This is a genomic window from Streptomyces sp. NRRL B-24484, assembly GCF_000717715.1.
GTDB lineage: Bacteria > Actinomycetota > Actinomycetes > Streptomycetales > Streptomycetaceae > Kitasatospora.
In genome coordinates, this window is record NZ_JOAI01000075.1 from 17,913 (window position 1) to 33,807 (window position 15,895).

At 72.0% G+C, this 15,895-nt stretch carries 12 protein-coding genes; 3 read left to right on the top strand and 9 right to left on the bottom strand.

Annotated features, from left to right (window positions below; all coding sequences use genetic code 11):
- Nucleotides 1–18: 18 nt before the first annotated feature.
- From IE98_RS0139185 to IE98_RS0139205, 5 genes are all read right to left on the bottom strand, one after another.
- Nucleotides 19–1,314 (bottom strand): cyanophycinase, encoded by a 1,296-nt coding sequence (locus IE98_RS0139185; RefSeq protein WP_030277208.1) that lies wholly within the window; start codon nucleotides 1,312–1,314, stop codon nucleotides 19–21.
- Nucleotides 1,315–1,429: 115 nt separating this feature from the next.
- Complete coding sequence (locus IE98_RS0139190) at nucleotides 1,430–2,656, bottom strand: M20 family metallopeptidase (RefSeq protein ID WP_052391544.1); 1,227 nt, start codon at nucleotides 2,654–2,656, stop codon at nucleotides 1,430–1,432.
- Nucleotides 2,653–3,417, bottom strand: a complete 765-nt coding sequence (locus tag IE98_RS0139195; RefSeq protein WP_030277212.1) for an amino acid ABC transporter ATP-binding protein — start codon at nucleotides 3,415–3,417, stop codon at nucleotides 2,653–2,655. Before IE98_RS0139195 ends, IE98_RS0139190 begins: the two co-directional genes overlap by 4 nt.
- 4 nt (nucleotides 3,418–3,421) lie before the next feature.
- Nucleotides 3,422–4,387 (bottom strand): amino acid ABC transporter permease, encoded by a 966-nt coding sequence (locus IE98_RS0139200; protein ID WP_052391545.1) that lies wholly within the window; start codon nucleotides 4,385–4,387, stop codon nucleotides 3,422–3,424.
- Between the two features lies 1 nt (nucleotide 4,388).
- Complete coding sequence (locus IE98_RS0139205; RefSeq protein WP_030277216.1) at nucleotides 4,389–5,342, bottom strand: ABC transporter substrate-binding protein; 954 nt, start codon at nucleotides 5,340–5,342, stop codon at nucleotides 4,389–4,391.
- 354 nt (nucleotides 5,343–5,696) lie between these two features.
- Between IE98_RS0139205 and IE98_RS52140 the strand changes: the two genes are divergently transcribed.
- Entirely contained in the window at nucleotides 5,697–6,971 is a 1,275-nt protein-coding gene (locus tag IE98_RS52140; protein WP_052391546.1) for a cyanophycinase, read from the top strand.
- A gap of 93 nt (nucleotides 6,972–7,064) precedes the next feature.
- Here IE98_RS52140 and IE98_RS0139215 read toward each other — a convergent pair whose 3' ends face one another.
- On the bottom strand, nucleotides 7,065–8,513 hold the full coding sequence (locus IE98_RS0139215) for an aspartate ammonia-lyase (RefSeq protein ID WP_052391547.1): 1,449 nt from the start codon (nucleotides 8,511–8,513) through the stop codon (nucleotides 7,065–7,067).
- Between the two features lie 258 nt (nucleotides 8,514–8,771).
- Here IE98_RS0139215 and IE98_RS0139220 point away from each other — a divergent pair, with 258 nt between their 5' ends.
- Nucleotides 8,772–9,749 (top strand): ABC transporter substrate-binding protein, encoded by a 978-nt coding sequence (locus IE98_RS0139220; protein WP_030277222.1) that lies wholly within the window; start codon nucleotides 8,772–8,774, stop codon nucleotides 9,747–9,749.
- Nucleotides 9,750–10,332: 583 nt separating this feature from the next.
- Here the strand turns inward: IE98_RS0139220 and IE98_RS0139230 are convergent.
- Together IE98_RS0139230 and IE98_RS0139240 are read right to left on the bottom strand one after the other, a co-directional pair.
- Nucleotides 10,333–11,037 (bottom strand): SDR family NAD(P)-dependent oxidoreductase, encoded by a 705-nt coding sequence (locus IE98_RS0139230; RefSeq protein WP_052391548.1) that lies wholly within the window; start codon nucleotides 11,035–11,037, stop codon nucleotides 10,333–10,335.
- An 846-nt stretch (nucleotides 11,038–11,883) separates the two neighbouring features.
- Nucleotides 11,884–13,212, bottom strand: coding sequence for a glycosyltransferase (locus tag IE98_RS0139240; protein WP_234443863.1), 1,329 nt, complete (start codon nucleotides 13,210–13,212; stop codon nucleotides 11,884–11,886).
- Between the two features lie 533 nt (nucleotides 13,213–13,745).
- Between IE98_RS0139240 and IE98_RS0139245 the strand changes: the two genes are divergently transcribed.
- Nucleotides 13,746–15,434: a glycosyltransferase gene (locus IE98_RS0139245; protein WP_159401206.1), complete on the top strand. Its 1,689-nt coding sequence runs from the start codon at nucleotides 13,746–13,748 to the stop codon at nucleotides 15,432–15,434.
- Nucleotides 15,435–15,572: 138 nt separating this feature from the next.
- On the opposite strand, the gene IE98_RS52750 is transcribed toward IE98_RS0139245, so the two are convergent.
- The gene (locus IE98_RS52750) at nucleotides 15,573–15,737 is read right to left on the bottom strand and encodes a YdeI/OmpD-associated family protein (RefSeq protein ID WP_078661670.1); all 165 of its coding nucleotides are present in this window, start codon (nucleotides 15,735–15,737) and stop codon (nucleotides 15,573–15,575) included.
- Between the last annotated feature and the right edge of the window lie 158 nt (nucleotides 15,738–15,895).

Below are 15,895 nucleotides of genomic sequence, written 5' to 3' on the forward strand. Positions count from 1 at the left end.
CCGTGCGGAGCTGGTGGGTCAGCGGTCGGTGGGGCCGATGCCGAGGGTCAGATCGGCGAGGGAGGCGGTGGTGGTGCCGTCGTCCGTCCAGGCCCGGGTGTCGCCGCGCTTCTCGAAGCGGATCGCGAACGCCGGGCCGGTCTCGTAGGTGGTGGCCGTGGCGGTGCGCTGGGCGGTGGTCGTGGTGAGCGCCCGGGCGGTCCCGGAGAAGCTGTAGGGGACGCCGTCGGGGTCGTCGACGGAATAGAAGACGTCGTGGTTGACCGGGACGGGTGCGTCGGTGGAGGCCGTGAGCGTGTGCCGGCCGGCGGCCGGCTGGACCTGCCGGGTGCGCGGCCGGTAGCGGTCGCCGCGGGTCAGGTAGTCGTAGTGCACTCCCTCGATGCTCCAGCGGCCCGAGACGGTGCGGGTCCGGGCCCGACGCAGGTCGAAGACGGACACGCCGTGGGTGCCCAGGACGCGCAGGGACTCCTCCCGGCCTCCGGCGTGCTCGACCTCGATGGCCGTGTTCTCGTCGAGGGCGAACACCCGGTCGTGGCCGGTGTCGGAGGCGAGGCGGATGGCGCGGCCTTCGCGGCCGTAGGTGCCGGTGTGGGTGTCCAGCAGACCGGGGCCGAAGAAGCCGAAGCCGCCGGCGGGGATGTAGCCGAGGCGGGTGGGGTCGTCGAAGTAGCCGGGGGTGCTGCCGTCGCGCAGGGCCTGGTAGCTGTCGCCGCCGCTGACCATGTCGGGGCCGGAGGCGATCTGGGCGCCGGCGCTGGATCCGGCGACGACCGCGCCGGCCGCCAGTTTGGCGCGGATCGCGGCGAGCACCTTGGAATCGGTGTGGGCGTCGCCGTGGAGCAGGCTGGTGATGTAGCGGTACTGGTCGCCGCCGCCGAAGAAGAAGCCGGTCATCGACTCGACCTGGGCGACCACCGCGTCGGAGTCGGCGGCCGCGACGTGCTCGATGTCGACGGGGACCCACTGGGCGTCGGCCGCGCCGTGGCGCTTGAAGAGGTCGGCGTAGTAGGTGCCGTTGCAGACCGAGTTGGAGCAACGCTCGGGGTCGGCCGCGTCGGGGTCCTGGCTCTCGGGCACCGATGCGGCGGTCAGGACGCCGATGCGGGCACGGCCCGCTCCGCCGGCCTTGGTGATGATCTCGCCGTAGACCTCGGCGTTGTCGTCCTTCAGGCCTCCGCCGACGAGGATGAGTGTTCCGCCGTCCGGCCCGGTGCGGGCCCAGGCCGCCGGGGCCGTGGTCGCTGCCAGGACGATGGCGGCTGCGAGAGCGAGGGCCGCGCGGCTGGCGCGTGGGGTGGGGGTTCGGTGCATCCGGGGTCTCCCGCCAGGTGAGGGGGTGGATTCGAAAAGGTGGGTGCGCCGAATCGGGCGCCGACACGGCCGGGTGCGCACCGCCCGTCGGCGGCGCGCACGGGTGTGCCAGGGGTCAGGCCTTGCGCAGTCGGTCGACGAGACCCGCGAGGAGTGCGATGCGGGTGGGCACGCTGGCCGTGTCGAGCCACTCCTGGGGGGTGTGGTCGGCGCCGCCGATCGGGCCGAGGCCGTCCAGGGTGGGGATGCCTAGGCCCGAGGTGAGGTTGGCGTCGCCGACGCCTCCGGTGGAGGCCCCGTCGATGTCCAGGCCGAGTTCGGCGGCGGCCTCCCGGGCTAGGGCCAGGACGGCCTGCGCGGCGGGGGTGTTCTCCATCGGCGGGCACAGGTCGACCTGGTGGACCCGGGCGGTGGTGCCGTCGACGACGGTACGGGCGGCGGTCTCGCGGATCCCGGCGATGGCGGTGTGCAGCCCGGCGGTGGTGGTGGCGCGGACCTCGATGTGCAGTTCGGCCTCGGGGCAGACGATGTTGGTCCGGGTGCCGGCCCGGACCACGCCGACGTTGAGGGTGACACCGGGCCGGCGGCCGTTGAGTGCCTGGAGGGCGACCACGAGGTGGGCGGCGGCGAGGGCCGCGTTGGCGCCGCGTTCGGGTTCGATGCCCGCGTGGGCGGCGCGGCCCGTGACCGTCACGAGGAGGTCGGCGACGCCCTTGCGTTCGACGACCAGGTCGCCGTTCTCCCGGGCGCACTCGAGCGCGAGGGCGTAGTCGGCTCCGGCGGCGACGTGTTCGGTGATCGGGCGGCTCGCGGGCGAGCCGATCTCCTCGTCGGGGGTGGCGAGGAGGACCAGTTCGGCGAATGCGGTCCGCCCGTGCCGGACCAGGAGGTCCACGGCGGTGATGCCGGCGAGCAGTCCTCCCTTGTCGTCGCTGACGCCGGGGCCGTGGGCCAGGTCCCCGTCCGTGCGGAAGGGGCGGGCCGCGGCGGTGCCGTCCTCGAAGACGGTGTCCATGTGGCCGACGAGTACGATCCGGGCCCCGCCGTCGGCGGCGGGCAGTGTGCCGGCGAGACGGCCGACCAGGACGTCGCCGCACGGGCGGCCGTCGGGCAGGCGGGCGGGGATGCGCTCGGTCGTGAAGCCGATGCGGTCCAGTCGCTGCTCGACCCAGTCCGCGACGCGGTTCACGCCGACGGGGCTGTAGGAGCCGGAGTCGATGGCGACCAGTTCGGCGAGGTCGGCGAGGTAGGACGGCAGGGCCGCCTCGGCGGCGGCCAGCAGGTCGGCAGCGCCGTCCGGCTGACGAGCCGTGGTGGGCGCCTGGTCGGCGGGGGCGCTCACAGGACCTTGGACAGGAACGCCTTGGTGCGTTCCTGCTCCGGGTCGACGAGGACAGTGCGGGGATCGCCGGCCTCGACGACCACGCCGTCGTCCATGAACACCGCGGTGTCGCCGACCTCGCGGGCGAAGCCGATCTCGTGCGTGACCACGACCATCGTCATGCCGTCCGCGGCGAGGTCGCGCATGACGTCGAGCACGTCGCCGACGAGCTCCGGGTCGAGCGCGGAAGTCGGCTCGTCGAACAGCATCAGCTTGGGCTTCATGGCGAGCGCGCGGGCGATGGCGACGCGCTGCTGCTGGCCGCCGGACAGCTGGGAGGGGTAGTGGCCGGCGCGGCCGCCGAGGCCGACCCGGTCGAGCAGGCGCTGGGCCTCGGCGCGGGCATCACTCTTGTTGACGCCGTTCACCCGGACGGGAGCCTCGATGACGTTCTCGAGGGCGGTCATGTGCGGGAAGAGGTTGAAGCGCTGGAAGACCATGCCGATCTCGCGGCGGCGGTCGGCGACCTCGGACTCGCGGAGTTCGTGCAGGCGGTTGCCGGCCTGGCGGTAGCCGACCAGGTCGCCGTCGACGGTCAGGCGGCCGCCGTCGACCTTCTCCAGGTGGTTGATGCAGCGCAGGAACGTCGACTTGCCGGAGCCGGAGGGCCCGAGCAGGCAGCACACCTGGCCGCGTTCGACGGTGAGGTCGATGCCCTTGAGGACGTCGAGCTTCCCGTAGTGCTTGCGCACGCCCTCGGCGTGCACCATGGGCTGGGCCATCGGTTCAGCCCTTCCGGTTGCGGTTGGCAGGGAGGAGGTCGGCGACGCCGACGAACATGCGGCGCAGGGGTGAGACCTGGGCCATGCGGGTGGTTCCGCGGCCGTAGCGGCGCTCCAGCCAGGCCTGCGGGACGGACAGCACGGTGGTCAGCGCGAGGTACCAGAGCGCCGCGACGACGAGCATCGGGATGACCTGGTAGTTCTGGGCGTAGACGTCCTGGATGTTCGACATCAGGTCGTGGGCGGCGATCACCGAGACGTAGGCGGTGGTCTTGAGCATGTTGATGGTCTCGTTGCCCATCGGGGGGATGATGACGCGCATGGCCTGCGGCAGGACGATGCGGCGCATCGTCAGGGCCGGCTTCATGCCGAGGGAGTGCGCGGCCTCGGTCTGGCCCGGGTCGACGGACTGGATGCCGGCGCGGACGATCTCGGAGGCGTAGGCCGCCTCGTTGAGGCCGAGTGCGAGCAGGGCGGCGATCGACGGGGTGAGCAGGCTGTTGGTGTCGAACTGCACGAAGGTGATCGTCGTGAACGGGATGCCGATCATCACGTGCTTGTAGAGGGCGGCGGCGTACGCCCAGAAGATGATCTGCACCAGCAGCGGGGTGCCGCGGAACAGCCAGACGAACAGTGAGGAGAGTCCGTACAGCACGGGGCTGGCGGACAGTCGCATGACCGCCACGAGGGTGCCGAGGGCCAGGCCGGTGGCCATGGCTGCGGCGGTGAGCCACAGGGTGGTGACGAGGCCGTCGAAGATGAGGTCGGCGAAGAGGTAGTGGCCGACGACGTCCCAGTGCAGGTTGGGGTTCTTGGCGAGGGAGCCGACGAGTCCGACGAGGGAGAGCAGCGCGACGGCGGTGGCGATCCAGCGGCCCCAGTGGCGTACGGGGACGGCGGTGAGTTCGTCGGCGTGCACGGGGGCGCCGTCGGTGCGGGTCATGGGGGTGGAGGTCCGGGTGGCGGTCATGTCAGTCCACCGCACCGTTCTTGGTGGCCTGCTTGACGGCGATCGAGGCGGCACCGTACTTGGCGTAGATCTTGGTGAGGGATCCGTCGTCGATCAGCTGCTGGAGGGCCTTCTGGAGGGCGTCGGTGAGCTGCGGCAGGCTCTTGGCGACGGCGATGCCGTTGGGTGAGGCGTTGTAGCCGCCGAGGGCGGCGGGGTCGTCGACGACCTCGAAGGTGGCGCCGCCGTCGGCGGACTTCGCGGTCCAGCCGGCGGCGGGCTTGGTGAGGACGTCGGCGACGACCTTGCCGGAGCGCAGGGCGAGCTGGGCGTCGGAGTCCTTGGGGAAGGTCTGGAGGTGGATGGCGCTCCTGCCGAGCTCGCGGCACTTGTCCTGGTGCTTTTCGAGGAGCTTCTGCTGGTTGGTGCCGGTCTGGACGGCGACGGAGCGGCCGCACAGGTCGTCGAGGGTGACGATCTTCTGGGGGTTCCCCTTGGCGACCATGATGCCGGTGCCGGAGGCGGAGTAGTCGACGAAGTCGACGACCTGGCCGCGTTCCTTGTTGTCGGTGATGGCGGAGATCGCGGCGTCGTACTTGCCGGCCTGGATCGCGGGGACGATGCCGTCGAACTTCTGCGCCTGGAACTCGAACGTGACACCGAGCTTGGCACCGAGGGCCCGGCCGAGGTCGTAGTCGAGGCCGGTCATCTCCTTGCTGCCCTCGGAGACGTACATCTCGAACGGCGGGTAGGGGATGTCGGTGGCGACACGGACCTTGCCGGCCTTCTTGACGGCATCCGGCAGCGTGGCGCGGAGGGCGGCGTCGGGAGTGATGGTGACGCCCGCGATCGTGACCGGAGCGGCCGCGGCGGGGGACGGTTCGCCGCTTCCACCGGTGCAGGCGGACAGGCAGAGGGATCCACACAGGGCGATGGCCGCCAGCAGGACCGGTCTGCGGAAGACGAGGGAGTTCACGTCGCTACCTTTCAGGAACCTTGGCGGCGCCCATGGGGCCGCGCCGCGAGGCATGACGTTACATCGATGCCACTTCAATGAACAGATGTAACGAGGGATACGAATAGGTAACGGGCGGCATCCGCCTACGTGCCGCATCGTTTCCGCAGCGCGTGGTCAAGATTTCCGCCCAGCTTGCCGTTACATCTACCGATTGCAGGGCTGGATCTGTATCTTCCGTTCCCAAGCGTCGATCGGCGCGCCGCCGTTCCCCGTCGGCGGCCTTCCCCTGCCCCGGCCCCGCGTCCGGGGCGACACCCCCACACCGCCGGCCCCGCCCCACGAATCCGGGTCCGGCCTTGCCTAGGAGCACGCATGTCCGTGTCCGCACGTCCCGCTGCCCGCACCGCCTCCCTGGCCGGCGCTGCCGCACTCGCCCTGGCGCTGCTCTCCCCCGCCCAGTCGGCCCACGCCGCTGCGATCACCGGCAGCCTGGTGCTCGCCGGTGGCGCGGTCGCCCCCACCAACTCCGCGGTCTACGGAACGTTCCTCACCAAGGCCGGCGGGAGCGGCGCGCGGATCGGCGTCATCACCGCCGCCTCCGACGTCCCCGCCAACGACCCCAACGCGAGCGACCCCAACACCTGCAGCAACTCGGTCTGCAACGGCAGCTACTACGTCGACCTGCTGAAGAACACCTACGGCGCCGCGGACGCCCAGTGGATCCCCATCGACCTCGACCACATCACCAACAACTCCAGCCAGAGCGTCATCAACCAGATCAACTCGATGAGCGGCTTCTTCTTCGGCGGAGGCGACCAGAGCCGCCTGGTCACCACCCTCCTCAAGAGCGACAACACCGACTCCCCCGCCCTCGCGGCGATCCGCGCCAAGTTCACCGCCGGTGCCGCCATCATGGGCACCAGCGCCGGCACCACCATCGCCAACGGCCGCGACATGGTCACCGGCGGCGAGAGCTGGGACGGCCTGCGCTACGGCTCCTACACCACCATCAGCAGCAGCTACCCCGACGACCTCACCTACCGGCCCGAGGGCGGCTTCAACTTCTTCACCTCCGGCCTGATCGACACCCACTTCGCCGCCCGCGGCCGCCAGGGACGCCTCACCCGCCTGGCCGCCGACACCGCCCACACCCGCGCCTTCGGCATCGACGAGGACACCGCACTCGTCGTGACCAGCCCCGGATCGGCCAACGAGACCGACGCCGTCGTCGGCACCAACGGCGTCTCCGTCTTCGACCTGCGCACCGCCACCGTCGGCACCCACAGCGGCTACTGGTCGATCGACAACGTCAAGTGGAGCTACCTGACCAGCGGCGACACCTACACCCCCGGCACCTGGACGACGAGCTCCACCAAGCCGGGCCACGCCCCGAGCACCGGCACCGTCGGAAGCCGCTGGAGCGACGTCTTCTCCTCGCCCGACTCCCCCACCGGCCACCCCTACCAGATGGTCAACATGGCCAAGGAACTCGTCAACGCCGGCCGCAGCACCTACCAGTACGGCATCAGCTACGAGAGCGGTCCCACCTTCGAGGCCGACCTCACCAAGGGCACCGGCTACCAGGCGTGGAAGAGCGGCACCACCGTGTCCTTCGCCAACCTCAACACCCACCTGTACGTCTACTGAGATTCCGCGACCCCGACGCGGAACCCGGGCCGGTGCGCCGTGCGGCGCGCCGGCCCGGGCCGTTCCGGACCCGGCCTCCTCTCCCGGGCATCGTCAGTCGGGCTGCAGCCCGGTCAGGCGGCGCGGATCGAGGATGCCGTCGAGTTGCCCGGAAGGCAGCACGCGCGCCTCACCCGCGAGATCGCGCACCGTGCGGCGCTCCACGACACAGCGCCGGGCCAGTTCGGTGGACCGGCGGTAGCCGATCACCGGATTCAGTGCGGTGGCGAGGACGGCGGAGCCGCTGGCGTGGGCGTAGGTGCGCTCCGCATCGGCCTCGATGCCGACCACGCAGCGCTCGGCCAGCAGCCTGCAGGCGGCGGCCATGCGTCGCAGGGCGGTGAGGAGGGCATGGGCGATCAGCGGCTCGAAGGCGTTGAGCTGCAGCTGGCCGGCTTGCGCGGCCAAGGCGACGGTCGTGTCGGCGCCGATGGCGTCGAAGCAGACCTGGGTGACGGCCTCGGGGATCACCGGGTTCACCTTCCCCGGCATGATGCTGGACCCTGCCTGGAGTTCGGGGAGCCGGATCTCGGCGAAGCCCGCCTGCGGGCCCGAGGCGAGCAGGCGCAGGTCGTTGCACACCTTGACCAGGCGAAGCGCGAACCGCCTGAGGGCGCTGGAGAGTTCGATGAACGCTCCCACGCCCTGGGTGGCCTCGATGAGGTCGCGGGCAGGCCGAAGCGGGATGCGGGTGATGCGGGTGAGGTGGTCGGTGCACGCCTCGGCGAAGCCGGGATGGGCGTTGAGGCCCGTGCCGATGGCGGTGCCGCCCATGTTGATCTCGTGCAGGGCGCGGGCAGCGTGCTCGAGGGCTGCCGTGTCGTCGCGTACGCCGAGGGAGAAGGCTGCGAACTCCTGACCGAGCGTCATGGGGACGGCGTCCTGCAGCTGGGTGCGTCCGAGTTTGACGACGTCGGCGAACGCGTGGGCGCGGTCGGCGAGGGCGTCCGCCAGGATCTCCTGGGCCAGGTTCAGTCCGCGGGTGGCCGTGCACAGCGCGATCTTCACGGCCGTCGGGTAGGCGTCGTTGGTGCTCTGCCCGAGATTGACGTGGTCGTTGGGGCCGAGGCGAGAGTAGTCGCCACGCGCCGCGCCGAGGAGGTCCAGCGCGCGGTTGGCGATGACCTCGTTGGCGTTCATGTTGGTGGAGGTTCCGGCGCCGCCCTGGAGGACGTCGACGAGGAAGTGGTCGTGGAGGGCGCCTTCCCGGATCTCCTCGCAGGCGCGGGCGATGGCCTCGGCCCGTTCCGGGTCGAGGACGCCCAGATCGCGGTTCGCGAGGGCGGCGGCCTGCTTGACGGAGGCGAGCGCGGACACAAGTTCGGGATGGGCGGAGAGCGGGATGCCGCTGAGCGGGAAGTTCTCGACGGCTCGCAGCGTGTGGATGCCGATGTAGGCGTCGGCCGGGAGGTCGCGGTCGCCGATCAGGTCGTGCTCGGTTCGCAGTGATCCGCGGCCTTCGCAGGAAGGTGGTGAGGAGGCGGGGCCGCTGGTGCTGGTCATGAAGGGAGTCCAGGTGGGGTCGGGAGTCGAAGGAATGTATCGCAAGTTACAAGATTGGACGTATCTAGTCCATATGTAACGCATGCGGGCGGCGAAGTCACCGCCCATGCCAGGCCGAGCGCTACCCGCACTCGCGGGAATGCACCGTTGCCGGAACGTAACGTTCAATACATTCACTCACTTCATCGCATAGATGTAACTTTTGCTTCGCGCCGATGACGGCGCGCCACCCCTTCCTCCTTCGACAGAGGGCGCCCCATGACCTCCTTCCGCTCCTCCCTGCTCCGCCACGCGGCCGTCACCCTCGCGCTGGCCTCCTCCGCACTGTCGCTCAGCGCCTGTTCCAGCTCCTCCGGCAAGTCCTCGGACGCGGCTTCGGCCGCCGCCGCGCCGTCCGCCCCGGTGACGGTCAAGGGCGTGCCGATCTCGGCGGACGGGAAGCTCACCGCCACGCTCCCCGAGGCGATCCGCAAGGCCGGCAAGGTGCGGGTCGCCACCGACGTGCCGTACCCGCCGTTCGAGATGTACGTCTCCGAGGGCAGCAAGGAGATCACGGGCATCGACCACGACCTCGGCCAGGCCATCGGCGCCCGGCTGGGCGTGAAGTTCGAGTTCACCGGCCAGAAGTTCGACGGCCTGCTGCCGGCCGTCCAGGCCGGCAAGTTCGACGCCGTGATGTCGGCGATGACGGACAAGAAGGAGCGTCAGCAGGCGGTCGACTTCGTCGACTACGTCAACGCGGGTCCCGGGTGGCTGGTGCGCAAGGGCAACCCGGACGGCATCAAGGTCGTCACGGACGTCTGCGGCAAGAGCGTGTCGGTCCAGACCGGCACCAACCACCAGAAGATCCTCGAGCAGCGGCAGGAGCTGTGCAGGCAGCAGGGCAAGCCGGCCATCACCGTCCTGGCGTTCCCGAAGGACTCCGAGGCCCAGCTCGCCCTGCGCTCGGGCAAGGTCTCCGCCGACTTCCTCGATGAGGTCACCGCGGCCTTCGTCGCCGACACGGCCGACAACGGCACCGCCTTCGACACCGTCACCGGCAAGGAGGCCGTCGGGCCGACCAGCGCGTCGCCCATCGGCATCGGCATCTCGAAGTCGGTTCCCGGTCTCAAGGAGGCCGTCCGGGCGGCACTCCAGTCCCTGATGGACGACGGCTCCTACAAGAAGATCCTCGAGGCCTACCACGTGCCGAACATCGCCATCCCACAGGCGACGATCAACGGCGCCCTCGACTGATCAGTGCAGCGGATCCTGCCGACGGGGCGCACGGCCCACCTGTGGCCGGCAGCCGGTCGCGACCACGGCCGGGGGCGTGCCGGTGCAGGCACGCCCGGAGGTTGTTCGGTCGAGGTGGTGCTCGGTCCTCGACGGGGCACCGGTGGTGGCCCCGGGGCGGCCTGGCCACCAGAAGCTACGGCCGGCCGGCAGGACGAGTGCGGGAGAGCCGATCGGCCCGGTCGAGCTCTCGCCGCGCCTCGGCATCACCGGCGCCGCCGGGACCCGGTCGGTCAACCGGCTCGTCGCGGAAGGCCACATGCCCCGCGGCCCCACCCGCGGGACGGCCGCCGCCAGGTCCTGGACGTCACCGACAGCGGCTTCACGCACGTAATGATGGACGAACTGGCCCCTCTGCCGGGTCTGCTCCACCAGGCTTCCGCAGGTCTGGACGAGACCGAACGCGCCGCGGCGAAGCGGTGTCTGCTCAGCACGTGCGACGCCTACCGGGCCCACCTGTCAAGCAAAATGAGGCAGTGACGCCTCCATCGCGTCCGGCCGCCCCGGCCGATCGTTCCTCACGGACGCCCGCCCTGCCCCTGCCTCAGCGGCGCAGCGCGGGTGCGCCGTGGACGGGGTGGGGCATGAGGACGGACGCTCCGGAGATCATGCCTTCGAGGAGGGCGGCGACCCAGGCCGGAAGGTCCGCGCCCGGTGGTGTCGGCGGTGGGGTCCCGGCCACCGCGCGGTCAACGAGGCCGGTGTCCATGTGCGGCAGGCGCGCGTCCAACACCGAGATCCGGTTTCGTCTCTGCTCGGTCCGCACCGCATCGAGCCACGCCGACAGGGCAGCCTTGGAGGCCTGGTAGGCGGCCATGCCCTTCACGGGCCGGTCGACGATCGCTGCGGTGATCGCTCCGACGGCACCGCCCGAGCCGATAACGGCGAGCGCTCCGCGCAGCACCGCCATCGGTGCCAGTGCGTTCACGGCCATCAGGTGCTCCTCGATGACTGCCGACGTCCGCTCTGCGGGGCCGAAGGCGACGGTCCCGGAGGTCACCAGCACGGCGTCGAGTCCCCCGAGTCGATCGGCCGCCCGGGCAGCGAGGCGGGTACATCCGTCCGAGTCGTAGGCGTCGAATCGAAGCATCGCCGGGCTTCCCAGGCGACAGGCGACCTGCTCCAGTCGGTGCGGGTCGCGGCCGGCCGGGACGACACGGGCGCCTCGCTCTGCGGCCAGTACGGCCACTGCACTCCCGAGTGCGCCGGTTGCCCCTGCGACGAGGATTCTCAAGTCGGCGGCTTCCACGGCCGGTTCTTCTCCACAGGTCAGGCTCTGGGGTGCTTCGGGCCGCTGCAGGTCCGGTGCGGGACCGGGCGGGTGCTTGCGCAGCTTGCGGGCTTCAAGAAGGTCTGCGCGCCGTGGTGCGTCGCGCGGGTGGCACGTGTCAGGGGCGGTTGAGTCGGCCCGGTCTGAGGAAGACGGCGGCGAGCACCGCGGTCGCGGCGGCGGCAGGGACGGCGGCTGTGTGCGTGCCTGCGGCGGCCAGAGTGCGCAAGCGGCGGCGAGGGCGGACAGGCCGACCATGATGACCAACACCTTGGGGTGCCAGGCGAGCCGACGCGCTGTGTTCCACGTGCCGAGCACCCTGTCGAGCCTGGGGTCGGTGAGTCGCAGGTGTTGTTCGTCTCGTGGAGCGCCCGCAGTTCGCTGGCGGTCAGTGGCGCGGTCACGGTGAGCACCCCCGTTCGCGGTCGTGGGTCCAGCATCACCGCCTGGGGGTCTCAGCGGCAGTCGCAGCGTTTGCGCATCTCGGTAGGCGGGTGCCGTCCTGCGGTAGGGCTTCGGCCGGGCCGTCGGTGGCGGGGCGTTCGTGCAGGTCGTCGGCGGCTGCGGTCCGCGGCTCCACGCCGTCGAGCTGCCCGAGGTCGCCGGCGGGAGTCGCAACCACGGGCGGCCCGGTCATCGCCTGCGGATCCATGGCGATGGCTGCACGGGCATCCGCAGGACCGTGACGCCGGTCAAGCGGCCGTCGAGGGAGCCGTCGCCGATCGCCATGGATGACCGTCCGCCGCTGTCGGCGCGGGGCCGCCGCCTCGGAGCCCTGCAGCGCCCCACGCGCACACGCGTGGCGGAGCGGGCCCGGGGGCGGTGTCACGCCATGAGGTGCATCAGTTGTGCTGCGGCCCAGCGCGGGCCGCGCAGGTGGAGTTCCTCGCGCACCGCTTCGCTCGCTGCTCCGTTGTCGGCCAGGAGCCGGGCGACAGCGGTGCCGGCGGCGGCCGGCGTGAGGGTGTTCGGGTCGAGGCACAGGCCGAGGGCAGCTCGTTCGAGGTCGTGGGCGATGGCGAACTGGTCGCTGGAAAAGGGCAGGGCGAGGGCTGGCACGCCCGCCGCGAGGCATTCGGTGAACGAGTTGTTGCCTGCGTGGTGAACCATGGCGGACGCCTTGGACAGCAGGGCGTGCTGCGGGATGCGCGGTGCCACGTGGAGGCGGTCGGCCGGCGCGCCGGAAGCGGTGAGGGCTGCCGACACCTCGCGCACGCGGTCTCCGGCCGCGACGATCACCGCGGCCGAGGTGTGTTCGAGCACCCCGGCCGCCGCCGTCGCCAGGACGTCGTGGCGGGCGGACAGGAAGGTGCCGAGGGCCACGAGGACGAGCGGTCGGCCGTCGGCGGTGAGGCGGTCGACCACGGTGGTCCAGTGATCGTCCAACGGCGGCGGGTCGGGTGTGCAGTGGCCGCAGTGGATGGCGGTGCCTGCGGGTGCGGCGGGCAGCCACGGCAGGTCGGGGTAGTTGTGGACGACCGCGCGGGAGGACGTGAGCGCGAAGGCCCGTTCGGGGCGGGGCCGATGCGGGGCGTGGCGCTCGATGACCCGGTGGAAGGCGGCGGTGAAGGCGCGGTCGTTCTCGGCGACGGCACGGGTCAGGCGGGCGAGGTCTCGGGGCGTGGGCCGGACGGTGTCCGGCCACGCGTAGGGCAGGCCGAAGTAGGCATCGGGGCCGGCCGGGACGTACGTGGGGTGACCGGGGCAGAACGTGGCGTACGGCAGGTCGAGGCAGTGCAGGGCGAGAGTGGCCGAGTAGGCGAGCTGGTCGACGAGGTACCAGTCGGGCCGCAGCCGTTGGTGGAGGTCCCGGACGTCCGCCAGAACCCGGTCGGGTTCGGCGAGCATGTCGGCCCGGCGGTGCGCGGCCTGGGTGAGCAGCGCAGCGGCAGGGCCGTCGGCGGTGGCGGCGAGGAACTCGCGCAGGCGGGCTTCCTCTTCGGGGTCCTGTCGGGTCCGTTCGGCGATTCCGTGGTTGGCGTTGCGGGTGACCGACAGGTCGAGGAAGCCGAGGCCGGCCTGGGCGGCGAGCGGGGCGAAGGGGCGGGTGCAGGCCAGGTCGACGCGTGCTCCGTGGTGGTGGAGGGCCGCGCCGAGGACCGCGAGCGGCGCGGCGTGCGAGGCGAACGGCGGGCTGATGACGACTACGTGCACGACGGATCCTCCCTCGGCAGGCATCGCGGCTGCCGTCGATGATGCCAGGCCGGCCCGTGCGCGGCAGGCGACGGAGCGCGACCAATCCGTGCCGGCCCGCGCACCGAACCGTCCCCCGGCAACCCGCCGTGCATGGGAGGCAGGAACGGATGCAGTCGCAGCCGGGGTGGTACGGGCAGCAGGAGGAACGTGCGCGGGCGTCGGGCGTGGCCGACGAACTGCAGGCGTGGCGCCGCCACTTCTGGGCAGGTCATGCTCCGCCCGGCGCGCCGCGGGACCTTCTCGGCATACTCGCCGGCGCCGAGTACCGCCGTGGCGGACGGCCTGGCCCGGACCTGCCGCGGACCGCTGGCCGCGACGGGTGGGCCGTGGACCTGGCCGTCGCGGCGGTCCGCGGGCTCGCCCGGTGCCCCGGGACGGCTCCTCGGCCGGATCTCCTTCTGCTGGCGCCCCGTTCACCGGAACTGGGGACGGCACTCACGGAAGTCTGGACGCGGCACGCCGCCACGAACCCGGAGGCGGCGACCGCCCAGGTGCGGACGCGGCTCCTGTCGGGCCCGCCCGCGGCCGAGGCCGCCTTCCTGCTGGACCTGTCCGAGGCGACGGGGCTGCGCCCGCTGCGGCCGGTCGAATGCGCTCCCTGGCTGCGTCCGGACCGGCGGGTGCGGCACGCGGCGTGGCGCTACCTGGCGGGCATCCCCCGTGGGTACGAGGTGCTGCCGTCGACCGCACCTCACCCATCGGACGCGTACGAGGTCCTGCTGCTCGCGGCGTGCTGGCACCGGGCCTGCCCCCGGGCGCCGCAGGCCGCCGCATTCCGGAACACCGTGCAGGCCCTGCCCGGCGCGGAACCGGGTCCGGTGGTGGCACAGTCCATGTTGCTGGGGAATCCGGCCGAGCCGGGGGTCGGCATGAGCGGCGGGATGGGCGTTCTGCTCGCCGCCCTGGGTGGGGCGCTCACCGGCACCGGCCGGATCGGTCGGGTCCTCACCCTGGTCACTGCCGACCGCGCCGCCCTGCGCGGCGGGCGGGTCGGCCTGGTGTCCCTGCTCGGCCCGGGCCACTGGCAGGTCGGCATCCCCGTGGACGCCGACGGTCCCCTGGATCCGGCAGTGATTGCGGAGCACCGCTCCGCTCTCGCCTGGTGGGCGGCTCGCCTGCTGGAACTGCCAGGAGCCCGACCGCGCCTGGTCCACGTGCGGTTCGCCGACGACGGGTCACTCGCGGTCGCGGACGCGGCCCGACGGTGCGGGGCCGGGTTGGCCTTCACCGTGACGCCGGACCCGCACCGCACGATGGTCGAGCGCCACGCCGGCTTGCCGGCCCTGCCGGACGCCGACGCCGGCGGGACGCTCCGCGCCGACCTGCACCGGATCTTCGTCGCGGACCGCCTGGTCGCACGCGCGGACCTCCTGGTGGGGATCCCGGGGCGCGCGGGAAGTCGTGAACTCGCCGCCCACTTCCCGCAGCTCGCCGGCCCCTTGCCGCGACGTGTTGTCGAGGTGCCGGAAGGGATTCCGCCGTTCGTGCCGCAACCGGATGACGACGGACTTGCGCAGGCGATGGCAGCCCGCCTGTTCGCCGACGGCCGCCGACCGGACGGCCTCGACCCGGCCGACCGCGGATTGCAGCTACTGCTGAACGTCGGCCGGCTGCACCCCGTCAAACAGCAGGCCCGGCTGGTCGAGGCATGGCTGCAGGCCGGACTGCACCGGTCGACGACGCTCCTTCTGGTAGGCGGCTCCCCGGGCGAGCCGACACCGGTGGAGAGCGACATGCGGGCCGCCATCGGCAAAGTCCTCGCCCCCCACCCCGAGGCCCGTCGCCGGGTGGCGTTGTGGCCGGCCCTGCCGAACCGGCAGGTGCGCGTGCTGGAACGGATGCTCGCGGCCGAGAAGCCGGGCGGGGTGCTGTACGTGTGCCCGAGCGCCAAGGAGGAGTTCGGCCTCGCGATCCTCGAAGCCATGGAGGCCGGACTCGCCGCTGCGGGCCCGCTGCGGGGCGGCGTCCCGCACTACATGAGGCACGGGCTGAACGGCTTCCTGCTTCCCACCGGGGCGACAGCCGAACTCGCCGCGGCGCTGGCATCGGCGTGCGACGTCTCCGACGCCGGCCTGGCTGCGATCGCGGCGCGCGGCCGGAGCACGGTACGGCGCAGCTACTCCGTCCGTGCGATGGCCGATGCCCTGGCCGAGGCCTACGCGGCCTCGTTCGGAGGTTGATCCTCGCTGCCGCGCGGGGCGGCGGGCACGGTCTCCGGGCGGTCCCTCGTGGCCTTGGGGCCCCGTTCATCGCGCGCACGGTCTTGCGGAGGCTTTTCGGCGCCTGCGTTTGCACCAGCCTTTGGTGGGGTGCACGAATCAGGGACCCGAGGCGGGGCCGGGCCGACGCCACTGGTTGGCGCGTCGGCCGGCTGCGGCGTCGGCCGCTATGCGTGCGATGCGTTGCTTGCGCGTGGAGGGGCGGCGCGCGGAAAAGATCCACTCCAGGATCGCCCGTCGGACGGACGGTGGGAATGCTCCCAGGAGTGGCGTGCCTGCGGCTCTCGGTCGAGCGCGGCTGCCAGGTCCGCGGGCGGTGCGGGGTCAGAACGGTGCGGGGCCGTGGCCGTTGCTGGTGAGGGTGGCTGTCAGGCGCTGCAGGTCCTTGAGGGCCCCTGACTTGTTGAATCGACCCAAACACA